At 50.3% G+C, this 21,984-nt stretch carries 17 protein-coding genes and 1 riboswitch; of the genes, 6 read left to right on the top strand and 11 right to left on the bottom strand.

The window, feature by feature from the left end; genetic code table 11:
• Nucleotides 1-237: 237 nt before the first annotated feature.
• The 7 genes from MKQ68_RS00910 to MKQ68_RS00880 form a co-directional block, all read right to left on the bottom strand.
• Entirely contained in the window at nucleotides 238-1,779 is a 1,542-nt protein-coding gene (locus MKQ68_RS00910; protein WP_244837319.1) for a DUF5689 domain-containing protein, read from the bottom strand.
• 8 nt (nucleotides 1,780-1,787) lie between these two features.
• On the bottom strand, nucleotides 1,788-3,308 hold the full coding sequence (locus MKQ68_RS00905) for a SusD/RagB family nutrient-binding outer membrane lipoprotein (RefSeq protein WP_264281697.1): 1,521 nt from the start codon (nucleotides 3,306-3,308) through the stop codon (nucleotides 1,788-1,790).
• Between the two features lie 11 nt (nucleotides 3,309-3,319).
• Nucleotides 3,320-6,541, bottom strand: coding sequence for a SusC/RagA family TonB-linked outer membrane protein (locus MKQ68_RS00900; RefSeq protein WP_264281696.1), 3,222 nt, complete (start codon nucleotides 6,539-6,541; stop codon nucleotides 3,320-3,322).
• 225 nt (nucleotides 6,542-6,766) lie between these two features.
• Entirely contained in the window at nucleotides 6,767-8,341 is a 1,575-nt protein-coding gene (locus MKQ68_RS00895) for a glycerol-3-phosphate dehydrogenase/oxidase (protein ID WP_264281695.1), read from the bottom strand.
• Nucleotides 8,342-8,661: 320 nt separating this feature from the next.
• Nucleotides 8,662-10,155 carry a glycerol kinase GlpK gene (gene glpK / locus MKQ68_RS00890; RefSeq protein ID WP_264281694.1) on the bottom strand — a complete coding sequence of 498 codons (1,494 nt, stop codon included), beginning with the start codon at nucleotides 10,153-10,155 and terminating at the stop codon, nucleotides 8,662-8,664.
• A gap of 5 nt (nucleotides 10,156-10,160) precedes the next feature.
• Nucleotides 10,161-10,517, bottom strand: coding sequence for a PadR family transcriptional regulator (locus tag MKQ68_RS00885; protein WP_264281693.1), 357 nt, complete (start codon nucleotides 10,515-10,517; stop codon nucleotides 10,161-10,163).
• A gap of 8 nt (nucleotides 10,518-10,525) precedes the next feature.
• Entirely contained in the window at nucleotides 10,526-10,918 is a 393-nt protein-coding gene (locus MKQ68_RS00880; RefSeq protein WP_264281692.1) for a winged helix-turn-helix transcriptional regulator, read from the bottom strand.
• A 129-nt stretch (nucleotides 10,919-11,047) separates the two neighbouring features.
• On the opposite strand from MKQ68_RS00880, the gene MKQ68_RS00875 reads away from it, so the two are divergent.
• The 3 genes from MKQ68_RS00875 (at nucleotide 11,048) to MKQ68_RS00865 (ending at nucleotide 13,766) form a co-directional block, all read left to right on the top strand.
• Nucleotides 11,048-11,737: a DsbA family oxidoreductase gene (locus tag MKQ68_RS00875; protein WP_244837328.1), complete on the top strand. Its 690-nt coding sequence runs from the start codon at nucleotides 11,048-11,050 to the stop codon at nucleotides 11,735-11,737.
• 554 nt (nucleotides 11,738-12,291) lie between these two features.
• Entirely contained in the window at nucleotides 12,292-12,903 is a 612-nt protein-coding gene (locus MKQ68_RS00870; RefSeq protein ID WP_264281691.1) for a ferritin-like domain-containing protein, read from the top strand.
• Between the two features lie 20 nt (nucleotides 12,904-12,923).
• Nucleotides 12,924-13,766: a ferritin-like domain-containing protein gene (locus tag MKQ68_RS00865; RefSeq protein ID WP_264281690.1), complete on the top strand. Its 843-nt coding sequence runs from the start codon at nucleotides 12,924-12,926 to the stop codon at nucleotides 13,764-13,766.
• A 123-nt stretch (nucleotides 13,767-13,889) separates the two neighbouring features.
• Here MKQ68_RS00865 and MKQ68_RS00860 read toward each other — a convergent pair whose 3' ends face one another.
• Nucleotides 13,890-14,942, bottom strand: coding sequence for a glycosyltransferase (locus tag MKQ68_RS00860; protein ID WP_264281689.1), 1,053 nt, complete (start codon nucleotides 14,940-14,942; stop codon nucleotides 13,890-13,892).
• A 144-nt stretch (nucleotides 14,943-15,086) separates the two neighbouring features.
• Here MKQ68_RS00860 and MKQ68_RS00855 point away from each other — a divergent pair, with 144 nt between their 5' ends.
• Nucleotides 15,087-16,157 (top strand): glycosyltransferase, encoded by a 1,071-nt coding sequence (locus MKQ68_RS00855; protein ID WP_264281688.1) that lies wholly within the window; start codon nucleotides 15,087-15,089, stop codon nucleotides 16,155-16,157.
• On the opposite strand, the gene MKQ68_RS00850 is transcribed toward MKQ68_RS00855, so the two are convergent.
• Complete coding sequence (locus tag MKQ68_RS00850) at nucleotides 16,146-16,649, bottom strand: cupin domain-containing protein (RefSeq protein WP_264281687.1); 504 nt, start codon at nucleotides 16,647-16,649, stop codon at nucleotides 16,146-16,148. The two genes, MKQ68_RS00855 and MKQ68_RS00850, sit on opposite strands and share 12 nt — an antisense overlap.
• Before the next feature lie 172 nt (nucleotides 16,650-16,821).
• Here MKQ68_RS00850 and MKQ68_RS00845 point away from each other — a divergent pair, with 172 nt between their 5' ends.
• Nucleotides 16,822-17,391, top strand: a complete 570-nt coding sequence (locus MKQ68_RS00845; RefSeq protein WP_244837335.1) for an NADPH-dependent FMN reductase — start codon at nucleotides 16,822-16,824, stop codon at nucleotides 17,389-17,391.
• 117 nt (nucleotides 17,392-17,508) lie between these two features.
• On the opposite strand, the gene MKQ68_RS00840 is transcribed toward MKQ68_RS00845, so the two are convergent.
• Nucleotides 17,509-18,669, bottom strand: a complete 1,161-nt coding sequence (locus tag MKQ68_RS00840) for a PepSY-associated TM helix domain-containing protein (RefSeq protein WP_264281686.1) — start codon at nucleotides 18,667-18,669, stop codon at nucleotides 17,509-17,511.
• Nucleotides 18,670-18,841: 172 nt separating this feature from the next.
• Nucleotides 18,842-19,057: riboswitch (cobalamin riboswitch) on the top strand.
• A 177-nt stretch (nucleotides 19,058-19,234) separates the two neighbouring features.
• Here MKQ68_RS00840 and MKQ68_RS00835 point away from each other — a divergent pair.
• Nucleotides 19,235-20,548, top strand: a complete 1,314-nt coding sequence (locus MKQ68_RS00835) for a DUF5074 domain-containing protein (protein ID WP_264281685.1) — start codon at nucleotides 19,235-19,237, stop codon at nucleotides 20,546-20,548.
• 532 nt (nucleotides 20,549-21,080) lie between these two features.
• On the opposite strand, the gene MKQ68_RS00830 is transcribed toward MKQ68_RS00835, so the two are convergent.
• Nucleotides 21,081-21,767, bottom strand: a complete 687-nt coding sequence (locus MKQ68_RS00830; RefSeq protein WP_264281684.1) for a hemerythrin domain-containing protein — start codon at nucleotides 21,765-21,767, stop codon at nucleotides 21,081-21,083.
• Nucleotides 21,768-21,984 lie beyond the last annotated feature (217 nt).

Raw genomic sequence — 21,984 nt, 5'->3', positions numbered from 1 at the left:
TCATTGCGACCGGCGGGAAGCAAACTTCGTGTGCCGTCTCCGCTAAAACCGCCTGAAGACGGACGCGAAGATCAGCGCGGAAGTTTGCGTCATTTCATTCGCAATGACGATTTATTTTTGTCCGCTAGTTGGCTACATCCATTTGGCAGCGTGCTGGCCGGGGCCTGCACGGATGTTGAAGGGAGTGACACAACGGCGGTTGGGGAAAAAGGTAAAGCTGGTGCAATCATTATTAAGCTACTCCACGATCTTCGTCGACAGTGAATCGCTCTGGATCTCTGTAAGCACCGATGTTTTAGTCAGGAAAATATTCCGCTGCGAGCGCACCTGCGTCCATTTGCGGAGGGGAATGCTGTACTCGCCGCCAAGCATCACGAACGCACCTGCATCGCCGGCGTTGTAGGCCAGGAACAGGTTGTTGGTACCCATGCGGAAGAAAGGCTGTTGCACACTCGGTTGCAACGGATTGAGTATATCGTACCAATCATTATTACTGATGCGGTAACCGGAAGCCGGCGCAGCATACAGCGATCCGCCGCCGCCCATGAAAATCACATCCACCGGCGTGGAAGCGGCTGTTACCGTTGTGCCCTCAAACACCGCGATGCCAAAGGCATTGCCGCTATTGGCCATCAGGTTGGTCTTGGCACTTCCGAAACCTTCACCGGCTTTGGCTACGTAGTCATAATTGGTCACCCATTTCGCGGCAGATATATCCGTAGAGTTCACACCATTAATGGTTTTGAACCGGCCGCCTACATAAAAGAACTCACCTTTTGTAACGGAACCGGTGGCGATATTAAACTTGTAGGTACGCTGTCCGCCCGTAGCCCAGCCCTGTGCAGGCACACCAATCGGCGTAGAGGCGCCGGCGTTATTGCTCACTACGATAGAATATGGCGTCGTAGCAAAGTTGATATCCTTCGTAGCTTTGAACTGCACGTATTCATAGTTACCGTCGGACGCAGGGTCCATGGTGGGGTCGTTCAAAAAGCCGGTGATGATCAGCGATTGCAGCTCCAGCGAAGCGCTGAACACCTCGTAATCTGCTTTCGTGCGCATATGCAGTTGTGGTTCGCCTGCTTCATTACGAAGCACGATCACCGAGTAATTAGACATAGCAGGCAGTAACTCGCTCGCAAACGTAGCTCCAGCTGCGGTTACCAGTGGCAGGTTACCAAACCCGTCGTTCAGTATGTGCGTTCCCGTAAACTGGTCGCCAGGTGCCGGTAGCGGAACAAATGTACCTTTCACGATCACGGACATTACACTTTCATAATCCTCCGGTTTGTTGATGATGAGGTTACTGTTCACCCGTACCCTTGGTATACTGCCATTCGCCGCCACTTTCGTGATATCAGTCGTTGTCACCCCGGTAATCTGCAGAATGCCATTTTTACGGGTAAGCACCGCGCCGTCCAGCTCTACCACGATGGAGTCGCCCGGCACATAGTCAGCCGCAGCCGCACCCAGTTCAATTGCAATACCGCGCAGCAGGTTCAGGCGGCGATAGTCCTGCATAATCAGTAACCCTTCGGGCAGGTTTTTGCCCGAGTGATCAGAAATCACTACGCCCGTGATCTTATCGCAGCCGAGCATCGTTTCTTTCGACAGCGTTACATCCTTGCCCTGGTAAACGTTCCTGAGATCGAAGATGGGCAGGTATGGATAGATGGAGGAACCGGGGTAGTTGCCCTCCTTGTTACAGGCGAACCAGCCAGCCGCCAGTACCAATATGATGATATATTTCAGCAAATTCTTCATAATGCGTTGTTTCATGAGTTGATTTACGGTTTCTGCCACCATACTTGTGTGGAGATGTCGTCCGGACCTTGCGCTGCTATGGCCAGTTTATAATTCGTTGGATTAGCCGATTGCACATACACCGGGTAATTGAAGCGTGCCGGCATTACGCCATTGTTCGCCAGCCCCGGGCCTTTCGGCAGGTTGGGATGACCGGTGCGACGGTACTCGAACCACTGTTGCAGGTCGGTCATGAACAGTGCGTAGTATTTTTGCAGGTGGATCTTTTCCATCTTCTCCTCCAGCGTTTCCGCATCATTCCATTGCATATCTGCATTGGTGAGGTGCGTCACAATATCCACGTTCCAGGTAGGCATCCATTGCTGAATGCTCAGTCGCGCTCCGTCGTTGTAGTAAGTAGCTGCAGGCGTGGCTGTCAACCAGCCTTTCACCGTTGCTTCGGCGAGCATCAGTTTTACTTCTGCCACATTCAGGATCATACCTGCCAGCGGATCGGTTTGCATGGAGGTGGTAGATGTGTTAGACAGGAAATATGATTTCTTCGCGCCGCCTTGTCCTGGTAAATAACCACTGGGCACGCCTTTAAAGCCTTCTGTAGACTGTGCGATGCCCCAGCGGTTAATCCCGTTTGCACCAAGTGATATGTTGATACGCGGATCGTTCCAGGCAACGAGATGATCAATAAAGAAACTCGCAATACCTGGTGCGCGGTAGTCCTGCTCACGCACTGCGGTTGTGAGCGGGTTCTGGAAGGGCGCTTTGCCCGTCCACTTTAGTATCGCAGATTCCGCAGTAGTCGTGATAATCGGGTAATCCAAAGGATCACCTGCAATCTCCTGGAACTTGGCGATCGCTTGTTGCGCCACCTCCTGTTTACCGGAAATACGCAGCAGCAGTCGCAGGTAGAGCGAGTTGCCGAACTTACGCCAGTTTAACACCGCACCGTTATACACCGGATCAAACGCGGGATCAATAGCCTGGCTGGTACTCAACAGTACGTTAGCCCGCTCCAGGTTGTCGAAGATGCCGGCGTATATATCCTTCTGCTGATCAAACTGCGGCTCATAAATGAGACTGTCGCGGCCCAGGTTAGAGCGGCGGAAAGGCACGTCGCCATAGGCATCTGTAAGCAGGGAATAGATCCATGACTGGCAGATGAGCGAAATGCCCATATACGTTTTATTGTACTCCGGACTGGTTGTGTCGGCAGCCAGGCGGTACATATCCTTTAAGTTGGTGAGCTGGATGTACCAGTTGTTATACAGGTAATCGGCCCAGGTATTATTGAAGTCGTAGCGGAACACGCGGCCCTCGCCATCGTTCATATCCACCGTCACCTGCATCAGTTCATTGTTGAAGTTGCGGTTGCGCGACAGGTTGTACGTGAGCGTGTTTACCAGAGCGGGCGCCAGCAGTTGTCCGGGCAATACATCAGTAGTATTGTTCGGGCTCGTATTCAGTTTCTTGAAATCTTTGGTACAGCCGGTCAGCAGCAGTACTGCCAATACGAACGCCGCAGATAGCTTATAAGTAAGTTGTTTCATGTTCATGCAGATTAAAGTCCGATAATCACGTTGAAGCCAAAGGTGCGGGTAGACGGGAATTGCGCGATCTCAAATCCCTGTACGATATCTGTACCGCTGATGGTACCAAACTCGGGATCGAACATCGGCCATGGCGACCAGATGAACAGGTTACGTCCATACACCCCAACGGTTACACGTTGTAAACCAGTTCTCTTCAACACGGCGGGTTTAATGGTATAATCAATACGCGCTTCCCTGAACTTGATGAAGTCGGTAGAGAACGTGTTACCTTCCGCGTTATCAATGCCCCAATGAGAGCGATAGTAATAATCCACGTCGGTCGCTACCACTGTGTTAGGTACGTACTTACCATCCTGGTCTTCCATTACACCTTTGCCAATAAGGCCACTGGCGCGGCCGGGCAGCGTGTTGGTCGTTTTACCCTGCTCCGATAATTTATGATGCATGAGTGAATGTGCAACTGCTCCCCACTGTGCATCGAACAACATGCTTAAACGGAACTGGCGGTAACTGAAATCGTTGCTAAAGCCAATTTTACCTTTAGGCATCGTGTTACCGAGATATAGTACATCATTCGCCAATCGTGCGAAGCCATTGGTAGGATCGTATACGATTTGTCCATCAGGCGCTCTTAAATATCCGCGACCGTACAGGTCGCCCATGCTGCCGCCTACTTTTGCCACGATCTGTCCGCCACCGATAGGGCCGGTACGTAACACTACCGAACTATCCGGGAGATCTACGATGCGGTTACGGTTGGTGGAGTAGTTAACACTGGTATTCCATTTAAAGTTTTTGGTAGATACCGGTGTGCCGTTCAGCGATAATTCAAAGCCCTTGTTACGTACCGTACCGGTATTGATCACTGCCCATGGCCAGCCGGAAGAACGATCCAGCGTACGTGTAAGGATCTGGTCTTTCGTAGTACCAATGTAGTAGGCCACATCCAGTCCGGCCCGGCCTTTCAGGAACTTGGCGGCAGCACCCACTTCGTAGGTCACTGTGCGCAAAGGTTTCAGGTTCGGGTTAGTGATCAGGTTGGGGTTTTGTGCATAACCGTCGAAGTTCAACGGGCTTTCGTAACCATATGCTGTGTAATAGGGTATTGTACCGCCGCTACCTACGCTGGATGCGGAGAAACGCAGCTTGGCAAAATCGAACATCGACGGCAGTTTCGTTACTTCGGAGAGCACGAAACTTAGGTTTGCGGAGGTGTAAAAGAAGCCGGCATTATCCGTACGCTGCGGTGTAGCCAGTGTACTATTCCAGTCCTGGCGGCCGGTTACATCCACAAACAAATAATCTCTGTAAGAAGCGGAAAACAAGCCATAGAAGCTGTTCAGGCCGAAACGTGAAACAATCGGCAGGGTGATTTTAGGACCTTTTGAGTTAGCCATGTTGTATACGCCAGGCACCGTGAGAGAATCCGCGCGCACTTCATCCTTATTGTAAAAGTTTCGCATTGCGCTACCACCTAATGTAGCAGAGATGTCGAAGTCTTTATTCAGCTTTTTCGCATACTTCAGTAACCAGTCGGCCGTTACCTCTTGCGAGAAGATATTTTGTGTGCGGTAGCTGCCTTTGGGAAGACGGCTGCCTGCATCATAAGGCCGCAACTGCGCACGGCGCTCGTAACTGAGGTCAGTCGACGCACGCACCTGCAAACTGAGCTCCTTACTAAAAGTATAAGTAGCTGTCGCATTCGCGGTTACTGCGTCACGGTCAGACTGGTTCAGGAATTCATACGCGATAGCATAAGGGTTTTCCGGGAAAGAGCTGAACGGGAATTCGATCGCCCGTTTCTCTTTACCAATCTGCCAGTAGTTACGCAGCCAGTTAAGATCAGCATTCGGCTGCCAGAAGATATACCAGTACATGATCGACTGGTTACCATAACCGGTGCCGGGAAGGTTATCGCTGTTCTTATTGGTATAGTTGATCTTGGTAGCGATCGTGAGCTTGTCCGTTGCTTTGGAGTTTACTGACAAGGCCAGGGTGGTACGTTTGTAGCCGGTGTTAGGCATGATCCAGCTGTTCTGCACATTGGTGATGGAGAAACGTGCCGATGTTTTGTCGTTACCACCGTCCATGCTGATAGAATTAGTAAGTGTTTTACCAGGCTGGAAATATTTGCGGGTAGAGTTCACGTACGGTTTCCACAGCGTTCTTTCCTTACCGGGGTCCTGGATCGTTGGGTCGTACTGGAAGTACATTTGTCCGGCGAAACGCGGGCCGTAAGCAGAGCTGGTGGCCGATGTGCTGTTACCGTCGGCCGAGGCGCCGTACGAGTAATAACTGCTGCCGCCCGTACCCTGGCCATATTCATATTGCAGGTCGGGCCAGCGGTTAACCGTTTCCATGGAACCGTTGGAGTTTACTGTGATACCGAGTCCTTTCTTTTTAGTGCTACCTGCTTTCGTAGTGATGATGATCGCTCCGTTTGCGCCGTTTTGTCCGTACAAAGCCGCTGCACCCGGGCCTTTCAGCACCGTAATGTTTTCAATATCTTCCGGGTTAATGTCATTGAGACCACTGCCATAGTCGGCCGGCATATTATCGCTGCCTGTACCGTAAGCCGCCTCTCCCACCTGCGCCGTGCGCCGGCCACTGCCGCCAACACCGCCGCCACTAACGATCACACCGTCTACTACGACCAACGCTTCGTTGTTACCGGTGAGGTTATTTTCACCACGGAGGATAATTTTGATAGAACCTGTGGGGCCACCGTTCGAGCGGACCAGGTTAAGACCGGCCACTTTACCGGACAGCGCATCCGTCCAGTTACTCGGCAATGCTTCCGTCAGCTGATCGCCTTTCACCACCGTAGCGGCGTAACCCAGCGCCTTTTCATCCCGTTTGATGCCGAGCGCCGTTACCACCACTTCGTTGAGTGCCTTGGGATCTTGTTTGAGAGAAACATTAAACACCCGCGTTGTTTTAATATTCTCTTCGCGCGCGATGAAGCCCATGTAAGAGAACACCAGCACACCGCCTGTGGAAGGCAGTGTAATCAGGTATTTACCGTCTTTATCCGTAGTAGCTCCTTTGGTAGAGCCTTTGAGATGCACGGACACTCCGAACAGCGCTTCGCCTTTTTCGCCTGTAACCGTGCCCCTTACCACCACATCTCCCTCCTGTTGGCCGGAGGCGGGATGTGTTGTGTTGTTACCGTGCACCATGCCGCCAATACACAGCTGCAGGCAGGTGAGGAATAGTAAAAAGTGTTTCATTCAACAATTGATTTTTGTATTAAGTTCTGTTACCGGCGTGCGTGGTTTTTCTTCCTGGCGGAGCCTGGCTGTTATTCTTAACATTCGTCGGAGAGCTGCGGCCGGCCTGTTGTTACGTGGTGAATGCCTGCGGCCGCGGCGTAAAAGGATATATCAGATTTTTGGTTGTTCCCGATAACGTGGTCTTCAATTCAGCATGACGTGAATGCCTGTTCTATCAGTCCTTTAGTTCAACATATAAGTCTTTGCGAGTTCATTAAATTCCCTGAGTTGTTGCGCTTCCCATTGTTGGTCGTAGCCCAGTTCAGCGGCCAGCATAGCAGCCACCTGCGGCGCGATGCGCACAGCTTCGCGGGCGTCGAGGAACAGCGCACGGATACGGCGCGCCAGCACATCTTCCACGGTGCGCGCCATTTCGTTTCTTGCAGCCCATATTACCTGCGCCTTTATGATGCCTAACCCGCTGCTCAGCACCTCTTCAAGGGCCGGTTCCTGTTTCGCCAGTGCTTCCACCTGCGGGGCGTCGGCACCATAGAAGTACATCGGGCTATCAAAATCCACGCGTTCTGTGGCACCATGCAGGGGCAGGCGGTCTGTAACAGACCTGGTAACGGGCCATCCATGCGATTCTTCCAGTTTGTCGATCACATCTTCCGCCATTTTGCGGAAGGTCGTCCATTTACCGCCGATGATCGTAATCAGGCCAGCCGGCGACACCGTAATTTTATGACTTCTCGAAATCTCTTTTGTCTTTTCATTATTGCCTTGCGGCGCAGCTAATGGCCTTAGTCCGGCCCATACACTACGTACATCGGCACGTTGTGGCGGTTTAGATAAGTAAGCTCCCGCTGTCGCCAGGATAAAACTGATCTCCTGCTCCAGCGCTTCCGGATCCAGGCTGATCGCCTTTACCGGCGTATCCGTCGTGCCCACCACCACTTTGTTATGCCAGGGCACTGCGAACAACACACGGCCGTCACTTGTTTTCGGGATCATGAGCGCGTCGTTACCCGGCAGGAACTCGCGGTCCAGCACAAGATGTACACCCTGACTGGCAGCGATGCTATGCCGCGCTTCCGGATTGTCCATGCGTAACACATCATCCGCAAAAACCCCCGTGGCATTAATAACTCCACGGGTTTTTACTTCGTACGTAGTATTCGTTTCCACGTCCTGCAACTTTACCTTTTCAATGCGGCCGTTACTATTTTTCTGCAGACCAGTCACCTTCATATAGTTCAGCACCAATCCACCATGCTCCGCGATGGTTTGCACCAGGTTAATCGCCAGCCGTGAATCGTCGAACTGCCCGTCGTGATAAAGAATGCCAGAAGATAGTTTATTGGTAGCCAGTGTGGGCAGGCGTTGCAGCGTTTCGCGTTTCGAAATATGCCGCGAGCGGCCAAGACTTAAGCGTCCTGCCATCCAGTCGTACAGCTTAAGGCCAACTGTATACATAATGCTATCCCATAGCGAGTAAGCCGGTATGACGAAAGAAGTGTTATGTACCAGGTGCGGTGCGTTTTTGGTAAGTAATCCGCGCTCGATGCTGGCTTCGCGCACCAGTGCTACGTCACCCTGTGCGAGGTAACGCACCCCGCCGTGCACCAGCTTCGTGCTTTTGCTCGAAGTTGATTTCGCAAAATCCGACTGTTCTACGAGTAACGTTTTGTATCCGCGTGTAACGGCTTCCAAAGCGGCACCGAGGCCGGTAGCTCCGCCGCCGATGATCACTAAGTCCCACTCGTCGCCTGCATTCACCTTGCTGTTCAATTCTCCGATAGCCGCTTCCCTGGTCATACCATTGTTTGATTTTAGCTAGTACATTGTAAAGATACTCGCATTTCAATACAAGGTACATCGGAATACGATACAGCGTGTGAAAATGTAGATATTTATTGGAGGAGCGTTAATTTTGGGGGAGGTGGGGGTAAAATAGTATTAATGAAAAAGCAATGCGGAGAGGCAGTGCATGCTTCTTTCCAGCAAGCTGATACTCTTAGTAGCGAAATAGTATCGTGAAAAAGGCACCGCAGGTTGCAGTGCCTGAAAAGAACTTGTAAAAACGAATCAGGCGTTGAACATAAAGTTGACTATGTTGATTACATCACTATAATCCCCTACAAATCCCAATTCTTCACCCGCGCAATCGCCTTTTGCCACTTCTGCTTCACCGCCGCAGCGTCATTCCCTGCATCGGGATGGAACGTTTTACCTGCACGATATTGTCCCTTCACATCATCCAGCTCCCAGAAGCCTGTCGCCAGCGCTGCCAGGTAAGCCACGCCAACGGCGCCTACGGGCATTACTTCCGGGCGGGTGATGGGATATTCGAGGATGTCGGTTTGCATCTGCATGAAGAAGTCGTAACCGGCGGAAGTACCGTCTACACGGAGTTCGGAGATGGTGCGGCCGCTGTCTTTTTCCATAGCCTGTAATGCGTCATAAATGCCGAGGGCCACGCCTTCCAGCGAAGCGCGGGCAATGTGACCAGCGGAGGTGCCGCGGGTAATGCCGATGATCATACCACGGGCGTAGGGATCCCAGTAGGGAGCGCCAAGTCCGCTGAGGGCGGGTACGAACAGCACGCCGCCGTTATCGGGCTCGGTTTGCGCAAGGGCTTCTATTTCGGCGGTTGATTCGATAAGGCCGAGGCCATCACGGATCCAGCGGAACACAGAGCTGCCGCCGAACACGCTGCCTTCCAGGGCGTAGGTGACCTGGCCATTAATTTTCCAGGCGACGGTTGTGAGCAGGTTGTGACGGGAGATGATTGGTTCGCTACCAATGTTCATGAGGGCGAAACATCCGCTGCCGTAAGTATTTTTCACCATTCCCGGTTCCAGGCATAGTTGTCCGAACAGAGCTGCCTGCTGGTCGCCGGCCACACCTGCAATGGGAATAGCGGCATCGAACAATGCCGGGGCGGTATGGGCAATGATTTCGCTATTGCTGCAGATCTCGGGTAACAAACGATATGGAATACCGAAAAGCTTTAACAGGTCTGCGTCCCAGTTCAATTCATGAATGTTGAACAACATGGTGCGCGAGGCATTGGTTACATCGGTCACATGTTTTTTACCGCCGGTGAGTTTCCATATCAGCCAGGAGTCGATGGTACCAAATGCGAGTTGTCCCTGCTCAGCGCGGATGCGCGCACCTTCTACGTTATCCAGTATCCAGCTGATCTTACTGGCAGAGAAATAAGCATCGAGAATTAACCCGGTTTTTTCTCGGATCATTTCGGTAAAGCCCTGGTAGCGGAAGTCGTCGCACAGTTTGGAGGTGCGCCTGTCCTGCCATACGATAGCATTGTACACGGGCAACCCGCTGGCCTTATCCCATATTACGGTGGTTTCGCGTTGGTTGGCGATGCCGATACCGGCAATGGCCGAGGGCTGCACGCCGGTTTCTTCCCACAGCTCTTCGATCACCGATAGCATCGTGAACCAGATCTCGTTGGGATCAACTTCTATCCAGCCGGGTTGCGGATAATATTTGTCGTATTCTTTCTGTAATTGCTTTACCACTTTTCCCTCGTGATTGAACAGTACAACGCCTGCTGCACTGGAGCTGAGGTCGAGCGAAAGTATATATTGAGTGGATTTGTTCATAACGGTTAGATTTTCTTGATGTCGCTGATGGCCTGCATCAGTTCTCCCAGGTATTGATACATGGCTTCGAGGTATTCGTTACCCTGATCGGTAAGTTTGTAGTATTTGCGGGGTACGCCTTCTTCCATTTCTACCCAGCGGCTGTCGACCAGCTTTTCTTTCTTCAGGCGGCTGAGCAGCGGGTAAATCGTGCCTTCTGCAATATCCATATCGGCCAGCTTTTTTATCTCGCTGATCAGCTCATAACCATACCGCTCCTTCGTTTGCAGCAGCAGCATGATAATATACTCGAAAAGCCCCTTTTTTATCTGGGACTGCCATCGGGTAATGAAGTAGGCATTTGGCTTGTTTTCGTTATCCATAGCGGGAATCAGGCTTTTTTAAGTTTGTTTTTTGACATGATGCGCCTGCGATGCTGTTCTCCCCATTCCTTCATTTCGAATATCACTTTGTCGAGCGAGCGGCTGTAAGCGGTGGCTTTATACTCTACGGCTACGGGCATCGTATCGTATACCGTGCGGGTTACGAACTGGTTTAGTTCCAGCTCTTTTAATTCTTTAGACAATACTTTAGGGGTGATGCCCTGCACCGACCGTTGCAACTCTTTGAAACGCTGCGGCCCACCTTCCAGCAGGGCGATGATGATCGGCAGTTTCCACTTTCCGCCCATGACGTACATGGCGTCGCGGATGGCGGTGAGACTTTTCTTGCAAACTTCCGTTGCGTTGGCGGGATAAGCTTCCGCCTGTTTTATCCTGGACATAACGAGCGCTTTTAGGTTGCGGTATCCTAAAGTATAGTGGTTACCAAAGTATAGCAAACTTACAATATTTTTGCAGTAGATAGTGGCGCCCGCCGATCGCGGTCGCCCATCTGCCTAAAATGGAATAATATGAAAGTAGAAATATGGTCTGATATTATGTGCCCCTTTTGCTACATCGGCAAACGCCGGTTCGAGCAGGCATTGGAGCATGCAGGCATTACCGAGCCTGTAGAAGTAGTTTGGAAAAGCTTTCAGCTGGACCCGCACCTGGAATACGTGCCGGGCCGCACTACCCACGAAATGCTGGCCGAGAAAAAGGGCTGGACAACCGACTATGCGAAAGATGTAAGCAACCAGGTATCCGGCATGGCCGCACAACTGGGTTTACAATATGACTTCGACAAAGCAGTTCCTGCCAACACGCTGGATGCACACCGGTTGTCGCACCTGGCGGCTAAACATGGTGTACAGAACGAAGTGGAGGAACAACTCTTCTCCGCCTACTTCACCGAAGGTAAAAACGTGGGCGATGCTGAAACGCTGGTGCAGATCGGCGCGAAGGCGGGCATTCCTGAAGCGGAAACAAGGAATATGCTGGCTGGCGATACGTATCAGCAGGAAGTAAGTAAAGATATTGCGGAAGGTGCCTCACTCGGTGTACGGGGTGTACCGTTCTTCGTGTTCAACCGTCAATATGCCATCTCCGGCGCACAGCCGCTCGAAGTATTTACGCAAACTTTTCATAAAGTGCTGGAAGAAGAAAAATCTGCCGGCAACGAAACCGCAGGCGCTGTTTGTACGCCCGACGGTGATTGCTAAGTCCGAACTCCTAAGAAACTGTCGGAAGACAAGTAATTCACCGGCAACTAAGCCTTGGGCGCAGTTTATACACCGAATGCGATTGCAAAGACATAACGTAAGCGGGAGCACGACTCCCGCTTTTATTTAACCCCATACTGGGCAAGGCTTTCCCCTCCGCACAAAACCGTGCCAGCTAATTTTCCAGCATTTAAATCCGATATACAACTATATCACGTAGATGATGAGAGAAACCTTAGTACTATTGATTATCTGAACATTCCGATTCATTCCTCTACCCAAATTGTTTTATAGAAAACTCCTGATGGAGTACGTGTGATATGTTTTGCCACAAGGCGGGATTGGATTTTATTGCCCTTTAAGATTACGTGAAGAAAACTTACACTGCGTACAAACGCGGTTTAGTACTGGCTATTATTAAAACTCAGTGAAACTCATTCCGATCAATACCATTTAAAAAAACGATTTATGAAGAAATTCCATTTGCCTCCGGCCAAGGGGAAGGGGATGCTTTGTCCCCTAAAGGCCTGGCTCGCAGGCAATTCCTGACTAAGATGGCCGGCACAGCGGCTGTAGTAGGTGTTATTTCCGGTTGCAGCGACAAAGACGATAACGGCGGCGGCGGTATTAATCTCGGCACCGGCGACATCGGCATCCTGAACTATGCTTACGCCCTGGAACAGCTGGAAGCGGCGTTTTACAAACAAGTGACCGACACCCCGTACGCAGGCATCACCGCTGACGAAACCCAGTTGTTAGCCGACATCCGAGACCATGAAATTGCGCATCGCGAGTTCTTTAAGGCAGCCCTGAAAACCAGCGCCATCGTAGCCCTTGAAGTGAATTTCAGCAAGATCGATTTTAGCAAGAGAGAAAGTGTGCTGGCCACCGCCAAAGCTTTTGAAGACCTGGGTGTGCAGGCATATAATGGTGCCGGCAAACTGATCACCGATCCGAACTACCTGGCGCTGGCCGGTAAGATCGTATCTGTAGAAGCCCGCCACGCTGCCTACATCCGCGACCTTATCAGCAACGGCTCATTTGCAGACAGCTCCGTGATAGACGCTAACGGCCTCGATAAAGCACTTACGCCCAAACAAGTACTGAGCATCGCTTCCGGTTTCCTGAAATCGAAACTGAACGCTAATAACCTGCCCACCTCCTGATCCTCTAAAAACATGATTGTATGAACATTATCAAGATACTGGAAGATATAGAAAAGGTAGACCCGGAAGTCTATGAGAAGCTGGACAGTCGCCGTTCTGCGATGAAGCAGTTCGCCAACATCGGCGGCAAACTGGCCCTGGCAGCCGTGCCCATCGCCTTAAGCGGCATGTTTAAAAAGGCGTACGGTCAGTCAACTTCCACGATTGTAGGCGTGCTGCAATACGCACTCACACTCGAATACCTGGAAGCTGCGTTCTATACGCAAGCCGTAGCTTCTGCTACCCTGCTGCCGACTGCAGCTGCTAAAGCAGCCATCACTACCATTCGCGACCATGAGAATGCACACGTGGCCCTGCTGAAAAAAGTGATCGGTGATTTGGGCAGTACGCCAGTAGCAACACCTACCTTCGACTTCTCTGCCGGCAATGGCAGCAATAATGGTCCGTTCAAGAACGTATTTACCGACTATGGTTTGTTCCTGGCCGTAGCGCAGGCGTTTGAGGACACGGGCGTGAGGGCGTATAAGGGACAGGCGGCCAACCTGATATCCAATAACGATATCCTGACCGCTGCGCTCAATATTCACTCTGTGGAAGCCCGCCACGCTGCACACATCCGCAGCATGCGACGCGCTGCCGCGGCCGACAGCACAATTAAACCGTGGATCACCATGAACAGCACTGCCGGCATCGGCGCTGCGGTGCAGGCGGTTTATAATGGGGAGGAATTAACGACCCAGGCAACCGTGAACATTGTGAACATCGGCGGCTTCTCGATTTCTGCAAATGCAGCATCAGAAGCATTTGACGAACCGCTGACCAAAGAGGCGGTGTTAGCAATCGTAGATCCTTTTATCGTATAGTGAGAGTGCGGGGCTGACCAAAAAGTACTGGTCAGCCCTAATTTATTCGGGTACCTGATGGAGACGTGTCATCATGTAAGCGATTCACAAAGCCTTCATTTTACTTTTTGGTCAGCCCCATTTTTATGCCCCGGCGAAACGTGGGCTGGCGAGCAGTTCCGCAGCCATATCTACCAACTTTTGCGCGATGATACGGTGGTTGTAATTCGTAGTAATTACCTGGTAACCATTTTCGGCGATCTTTTCCCGAAATGCCGTATCATTTTTTAAACGCAGCACAGCGGCTGCAATATCTTGCGCGTTTGTGCCGGTGAGCAGTATGTTTTTGTGATCGGTAAAGAGGTGGCGGATGGCAGGCGTATCTTTCGAAATAATGGCTTTGCGAATAGCGGCGTAGTGATAAACTTTATTCGGCACCACCAGGTCCGCCTTATGGGTATCGCCAAAAATACCCATGCAAATATCAAACTGGTTGATGGCCGCCGACAGTTCATCGTACTTCACCCAGCCCATCAATTTTACGTTATCCAACTGCTCGTCCGCAATGAGCTTTTTTATCTTCTCAAATTCAAACCCGGTCCCTATCAGGTGAAACTGCACTTCCTTCAGCAATGCTGCCGCTTTTACAATATTGGTAGCGCCTTGTAACGGAATAAATCCGCCATAAAAACCTGCTACAAACTGATCGCCTGTTTTCTGCACTGGTTGGGGGCGAAACTCGTCGGTGTTAACACCCACTTCCAACACTTTCATTTTTTCCAGCGGGATGCCGATAGCCTCGTGAAAGTACTGCCGGTGCGATTCGGTATCACACACCACCAAGTCGGCCATCTTCATGGAAATACGGTCTTTCAGGTAGTTTTTATACGCACGGATGGAGTAACGGCTCACCTGTTTATAGTCAAATACTTTAGTAAGGTAACGGGAAATCAGCGGGTCGAAAATTACCGGTTTACGCGTTAACAGCTTAATGAGGGCAACGTTGGCATGTGTGAATGACGGGAGAAAAACCACATCCGCCGCTTTAATCGCTTTTTTGAGTTTACCGATACGGAACGATTCTTCTTTGTAATTATAGAATGAAACTTCTACACCCGGAATGGTGTGTAGTCCATCCAGCAGTACTTGGGTCCTGTTATAGGCGCGGTCGAATTTACCCGCAAAAAGAATCTTCATCGTAGTTTGTATGTAACAATCAGGCAGTTATAGTAGGAAATAACGCGCACAAGATAGATTTTTTCCGGAAGAGATATATTTTTATTCCGCTATGTTAAGAGCTGGAAAAATACCCTTTCTTTGTGCCGTTTAAACACATAATCCATGGCAAACCGCCCACTACGAGTACTGGAAATGAATTTTGAACGCGGCTGGCGTGGCGGCGAACGGCAAACGCTGTATACGCTGCAGGGCTTTCAAAAAGCGGAACTCGATGTACGCATGCTTTGCCGCAAAGACTTTCCCATGGCGGAGAAGGCGGCTGCTGAAGGTGTGCGGGTGTATGGATTTAAGAGTGTGTTTGGCGCCCTCTTTTACCTCATCTTCAACGGGCATAAATACGACATCCTGCATACGCAAACCTCTCACTTTCTGACGTACTGTATCCTGTCTAAACCTTTTCATCGTGCTAAGATCGTTTTTACCCGACGGGTGGATTTTGTTCCCAAAGGCCGCATGACGCTGCTGAAGTATAAGCTGACGGATAAAGTAGTGGCGATTAGCTCCGCTATTAAAAAGATCGTGGAGAACTTTTCGGGTAAAGACGTGCCGCTCATATCCAGCGCCATCGTGGGCAAAACGTTGAATAAAGAGCGCGCAGTAAAAATATTGGAAGAACACCAGGTGCCTCGTGACAAAAAGATCATTGGTACCACAGCAGCGCTGGTGCAACATAAAGATCCGCTTACGATGGTGGAAGCTATTCGTCAGCTGGCGGCCACCCGGCAGGACTTTGTATTCCTGCATTTCGGCAAAGGCAACCTGGAAGAGGCCGTGCGACAAAAGATCGCGGAATATCAACTCGAACCTTATTACCGCCTCATGGGTTTTTATAGCGAAGTTGAAGATGTGTTTTCCGTGCTTGACATATTCGCGATGAGTTCGGAAGAAGAAGGTTTGGGCAGCAGTGTACTGGACGCCTTCCTGTATAAAGTGCCCACCGTATCTACCAACGCCGGCGGATTGATAGATCTCGTGGGCGAAGGCCGCGGTATTATGTGTAATGTGCGGGAAGCCGGTAAACTGGCCGAAGGCATGCATGCCTTACTGGAATCCCCCGCCCTGCGCGCCGAACTTACGGAAAAAGCGCATCACTATGCGGTTACACAACATAACATCGATTACATCACCTCACAATACCTTCAACTGTTTAAGACGCTATTGTCATCTCGTTAATTCCACGACCAGCTGCTGATGCTGCGGATATTCGTCCGACAATGCCGCCCGTTCCGCCAGCTCAAAGTCTGCAAAATCGAATCCCGGCGCTACGGTACATCCTACCAGTGCATAGCTACCCGATTCAACACGGGAAGCAAACCAGCTGCCTGCCGGTATCAACGCCTGGAAAGCGGCACCGCCTGCAATATCTTGTCCTAGCGCATGTATAATAAGCGCTCCATCGGGCTTTATTTCATAGATGTGTAGCGTATCTCCCGCATAAAAATGCCACATTTCATCTGCCGCAATACGGTGAAAGGCGGAGAAATCCCCTTTTTCCAGCAGGAAATAAATAGCCGTAGCAGCATTACGGTCGCCCTTAAACGTACCTGGCAATACCTGTTGTGGCAGCGTGAGCGGGGCGCGGTAGGTTTCGCGGAATGCGCCGCCTTCTACATGTTTTTGCAGTTGCAGCGTGTTTATCCAGTAGGCGGCAGTATGTTTTTCCATGGCGTAAACTTAATCAATAACTGTTTCACCGATCGTGGTTTATATTGATGAAATCAACATTTCAGTACCAGAAATAGTTAACGGGTATTATTTTCGCCGGTGGTATCCGAAAGGATAGCGGGGAGCACAATACCACCGGCTTCTATTAATTTTGGCTTTTTAAAATCTACTTATGCTCAATCTGAAAATTATTGTAACGAGTACACGACCTGGCCGTAAGGGCATCATATTTGGCAACTGGCTGACCGAAGTGGCGAAACAATTGCCCCAGTTTAACGTGGAGTTGCTGGACCTGGCAGAGATCAATCTGCCAATGATGAACGAGGCGAATCACCCGGCAATGCGTAAGTACGAACATCAGCATACACGCAACTGGAGCGCCAAAATCGAAGACGCCGATGCGTTTGTATTCATTACTCCCGAATATAACTTTGGTTTCACCGCTGCATTTAAGAATGCGGTAGATTACCTGCACTTCGAATGGAAACATAAACCGGCAGCGATTTTCAGCTATGGCGGCATTTCCGCAGGCACCCGTGCGCAACAGGCGGTTCGACTGGTATTGTCGTCGCTTAGCGTAACGGTGGTGAACGAGGCGGTAACCATCCCGATGTTTACGCAGTACTTCGACGAGGAATTAAACTTTCAACCGACGGAGCAGATTGAACGCACCACCGCTCAGATGTTGCAGGCGCTTGTTAAATGGGGCAATGTGCTGAAGGCAGGAAGATCGGAGGAATAGTATAACGATAGGCGCTGAAACGCAACTTAAAGTTGTGCGCACCGCTTAAACGATCATAGGGCATCATGAGGTGCCCAAATAAAAGGGCTGACCATTACTTCGGGTCAGCCCTTTTATTTATGCTTTTGCCAGCTGCGGTACGGTACGGGCAGCCGGTTTCTTTTTCGTTTTATATTTTCTACCCCACCAGATGTAGATGCCGGTAATGGGCATACTCGCGCAGATAAGGCTGGCCAGGAACATCAGTATTTTACCTGGCAACCCCAGGATCGCTCCCACATGAATGTCGTAGTTCATACGACGCAACTTATCTGCAAAACTGCTCGAGGCGTACTCACCATCAAATACACCGCCGCGTGGTACGGGCTTTAGTGTGTATTGATCATAGGTATACACATCCTGCTTATAATAAGTACCAGGGCGGTGATTGATGCCGGCCGACAATGTAGCCGAATCGTTCAGCGGGGGCGAAAAGAAGATGCCTTCGTCTTTTGTAGACTTGGCGACCAATCCTTCGAACAGTACATCCAGTGGCTGCGCAATTTTTGTGGAAGCCAGTGATTTATCCGAAGTGAATATCCGGTCTTCTATCTGTTTACCGCCGGAAGTAGCATAGTACAAAGCGTTGCTGAACCACGCGTAGCCCCATACGAGGCCGGTTAAAGCCAGCACCAGCCCGATTGCCATCATATAAAAACCCAGAACATTGTGCAGGTCATAGTTGAGGCGGCGCCACTGGGCTTTCCATTTGATAGAGAAACGCTGTTTGGCGGCGCTTTTGTTTTTGGGCCACCAAAGCACCAGCCCGGAGATGAGCATGATCACAAATACAAGGGTGGCACCGGCTACGATCTGCTGGCCAATTTCTATCGGCAACAGCAGGTTATAGTGAAGATGCACCATGGTATGAAAGAAATCCTCATCCTCGTTCCACACCTTTTTTACCTCGCCGGTGTACGGATCGATGAATACCTGGTAGTAGTACTCCACCGGCTCCGAACCATAAAACATCACCGAGGCGCTTTTATCGCGGCCCAGGTAAGTAATGAAGTTGGGTTGTTTACCGGGCACATGCGGTGCGGCAATTTCCATGAGCTTTGAGGGAGGAAGCAGTTTGGCGTTTTCCTGCGTTTTAGACGTGAGGTACGGAAAAACGGAGTGTTTAATCTCCTGTTCAAAGGCCAGTATACAGCCACTGAGGGCCACTACGAACACCACCAGTCCGGATACAAGCCCGAGCCAGAGGTGAATTTTTCCAATAACTTTTTTAACGCTCATAATGAGAACCGGTATACTGTGTTCAAATGGTAAGTGGCGGTTCACCGTGGCCGCACCCGTAAGTAGTCGTACCTGGCAAAGGTCACTCGTAAAAAGCTGGAGCATCGATCAAATCGGGAAAACGACTTACGCAAAACGGAAAAATATACATGCTGTCGCCGGTTTTTTCCTTAGGTTTGCAGCCGCATTTGGTTGTTGCTCCCTTTCAGGGAGTTACATTAAAAGGGAATCCGGTGTAAAACCGGAGCTATCCCCGTAGCTGTAATCCTGCCCCGTTGCCTAACGGGTGCGTTTTTCCAACACACCACAGCCACTGTTCCAGCAGGAATGGGAAGGCGGTTTGGAAAAGCAGGAGAGCCAGAAGACCTGCCAGCTTGCCTCATCATTCGACGTTTTCGGGAGAAAAGCAATGAATGTACGCGTCCGACAGCGGGCTGCCTATGTTTTCATTTTCGTTTCCCGGTTTGCCCGGATCTATTCCGGACGAGCCTGGTATGCCAAAGGAGCTATGCCTTTGCCTGATACCCGTTTGCGTTGTCATAAACAGGAAAAACAAATACCTTATATGAAACAAAAACTACACCTTGCCTTTGCCTTCGCGGCTTTTGCCTTATTGGCTTCCTGCCAGAAAGAAGACGCACCTGTACCTGCACCAACCGTGGATGCGGGCGAAATTGCCGAACGTGTGATCGTGGGCGAAACCATCGAATTTAAGCCCATCACCCAAATTAACGGCGACTGGAGCAAACTGACTTACAGCTGGACCGTAAACGGACAGGCACAAACCGTTACCGAAAACAAATTCTCCTTTACACCCGAAGCCCGTGGCGCTTACCACATTGTATTTAAGGCCGACAACCAGGGCAAAATTGACTCAGCCGTATACGACTTCACCGTTGCAGGCGCTTATGAAGACGGCTTTTTCCTCGTTAACGAAGGATGGTTTGGACATGAAGCGGGCAGCGTAACTTACTACCCTTTTGGTGCCGATACCGTACAAACCTGGGTAAACAAGCTGGCGAACGCCGGTAAAGAGCTGGGCACTACGACCCAGTACGGCCATCTTCACAATGGCAAGATGTACCTGATCTCCAAACAGGGGTACCAGGGCGCCAGCAACCTGGTTGTAGCCGATGAATTCAGCCTGAAAGAGATGGCTAACATCGCCGACCTTCCATCAGATGGCCGCGCCTTTGCAGGTGTTGATGCATCGAGAGGTTTGATGACTGCCAATAGCGGCGTGTATCGTTTTGACCTTACGACGAATACACTCGGCACTACCGTTGCAGGCGTTACCGGTCAAACCGGCGACATCTTTGTTAACGGCAATTACATCTACCTGATCAGCTCTACCCAGGGCCTTGTAATCCTGAACGCGGCAGACTACTCTATCGTCAAAACCATCGCCGGGATGACCATCGGTTTTGTGAAGTCGAACGATGGCAAGGTTTGGGCAGCAGGTGGCACGAAATTACTCAGCATCAACCCTACTACTTTAGACACTGCCAGCGTAGCGTTACCCTTTACTGCTTTCGCCTCCTGGGGCGCCTGGCAGAAGGGCTCTATCACCTACTCGCCTGATCACAATGCGATCTTTATCGTAAAACAACGTGCATGGGGTTCTGACGGTAATGAAATCTTTAAGTACACCGTAGGCGGCGCCGCTCCGGCTACGTTTGTTACTTACACCGGCAAAATGCTTTACCGCGCTATCGGCTACAGCACGCATCTGAAGCAACTGGTAGCGACTACCATTACAGGCTTTGGTCAGAACGCGCAGTATAACGATTTGCTGTTCGTTGACCCGGTAACTGCCGCTACGGTAAAAACGGTAACGTACACAGGTTTCTACTTCCCTGCGATGCCACTGTTCCACTAAGTTGTTCGCATATAAAAAAGAAGGAGGGGCAGAAGTCCCTCCTTTTTTTCACACTAATTGTTATTGTTAACCGTTTAGCTGTTCAAATTCTATTGAACATCTTCAACCTTGAGTGAGCCTACTGATGACAAATTTGCTTGGTGAGCGCATCACCGGCATGTAAACACGGCAAAAAACAGTCGGTAAAACAATTCTTACAGGACATGGTAACGCAATCAATCACCCAAGCCGGGTGTAAAAAACATCATGCGGGATAAGATGGCTGTGCCTGGGAACAACTGGCAACGACCATTGGAACATACTAAGGACGGACAAATGCTGAAGAAATTCGAAAGGGTGGAACAGTTAATGTTTACAATGCCGTTAGTACCATTAACGAACTAAAATTATCACAACACTACAACTAAAAAAAACTTTTTTGTGCTGATAAAATGCTAAATTATAGAGAACGATGTTATAACTTATTTTGAAATCACAGGTAGAGAATTCCTACCGTTCCTGCATATACGATTGTTCTAATTACGCGGATTGCTCAAGCGATCAACATCCCATCTGACAAGGCTGTTTGCACAATCCGCCAGCGATGATACGGCAACTCCTGTTCTGCCAATCCCATAAATGCGCTGAAGATTTCATGAGGTGCATTGTTCTTGATACCAGCCATCCAGCTGATTACTTCTGCATCATTGATCGCACGTAACATCCAGCGACTTTCCTCCAACAGGTAACAAGGTGATACAGCACCTAACATGGCACTCTCCAGTTGCATAATAGCGTTGTCAGGATAGTGCGACCATAACACTTTGTTCAATACTTTTTCCTCCTTGTTCATGTGATATAGTGTAAAGGCGATCATCTCATTAAAATCATAGAAGATGCGCATACCTGCTTTAACGCGTCCTGCTTCGTCTTTGGCAATACGCCATTGCGCGACCTGCTCACTCAGATCGGCGCGCTGCGCATCCGCCGTAAGGTGTTCCTGTTTAAAATCTTCCGCCAGGCTGGCATGATACACCTGCACGGCGGGTATCACAAAACGGTCTTCCAGCTGGTGCAATCGTTGCAGCCGAAGCAACAAGGCTTCCAGTTCGGCCAGCACCGCTATCGCCTGTTCGTCGCGCCCAAAATCCGTTTGCTGAATTAAAGTGGCCAGGTGATACAGCATGGCCCTTACACCTTTGTGCAGCTGGTTGAATACGTTATAGCGGCTATTTTCCATATGAAGATAAATATGCTGCTAAATTCCACGGAAATAGCCGTCCGAAAAAGGGCAAGGAGTATCAACTGCAAAATACGCGGCCCGAACTGGCAAAGTCATACCCAGGCCAGTTCCCGGTAAACCGCGCCCTGCCATTCCTCAGTATCCTGCCGGAGCGGACGCTATCGCTGTTAGTATCGCATCTCCCCAACTTTTACAATACTTTAACAGGCCTGAA

Source organism: Chitinophaga horti, from assembly GCF_022867795.2.
Taxonomy (GTDB): domain Bacteria; phylum Bacteroidota; class Bacteroidia; order Chitinophagales; family Chitinophagaceae; genus Chitinophaga; species Chitinophaga horti.
The sequence above is the reverse complement of the archived record's forward strand: the minus strand, read 5'-3'. Positions and strand labels throughout refer to the sequence as shown.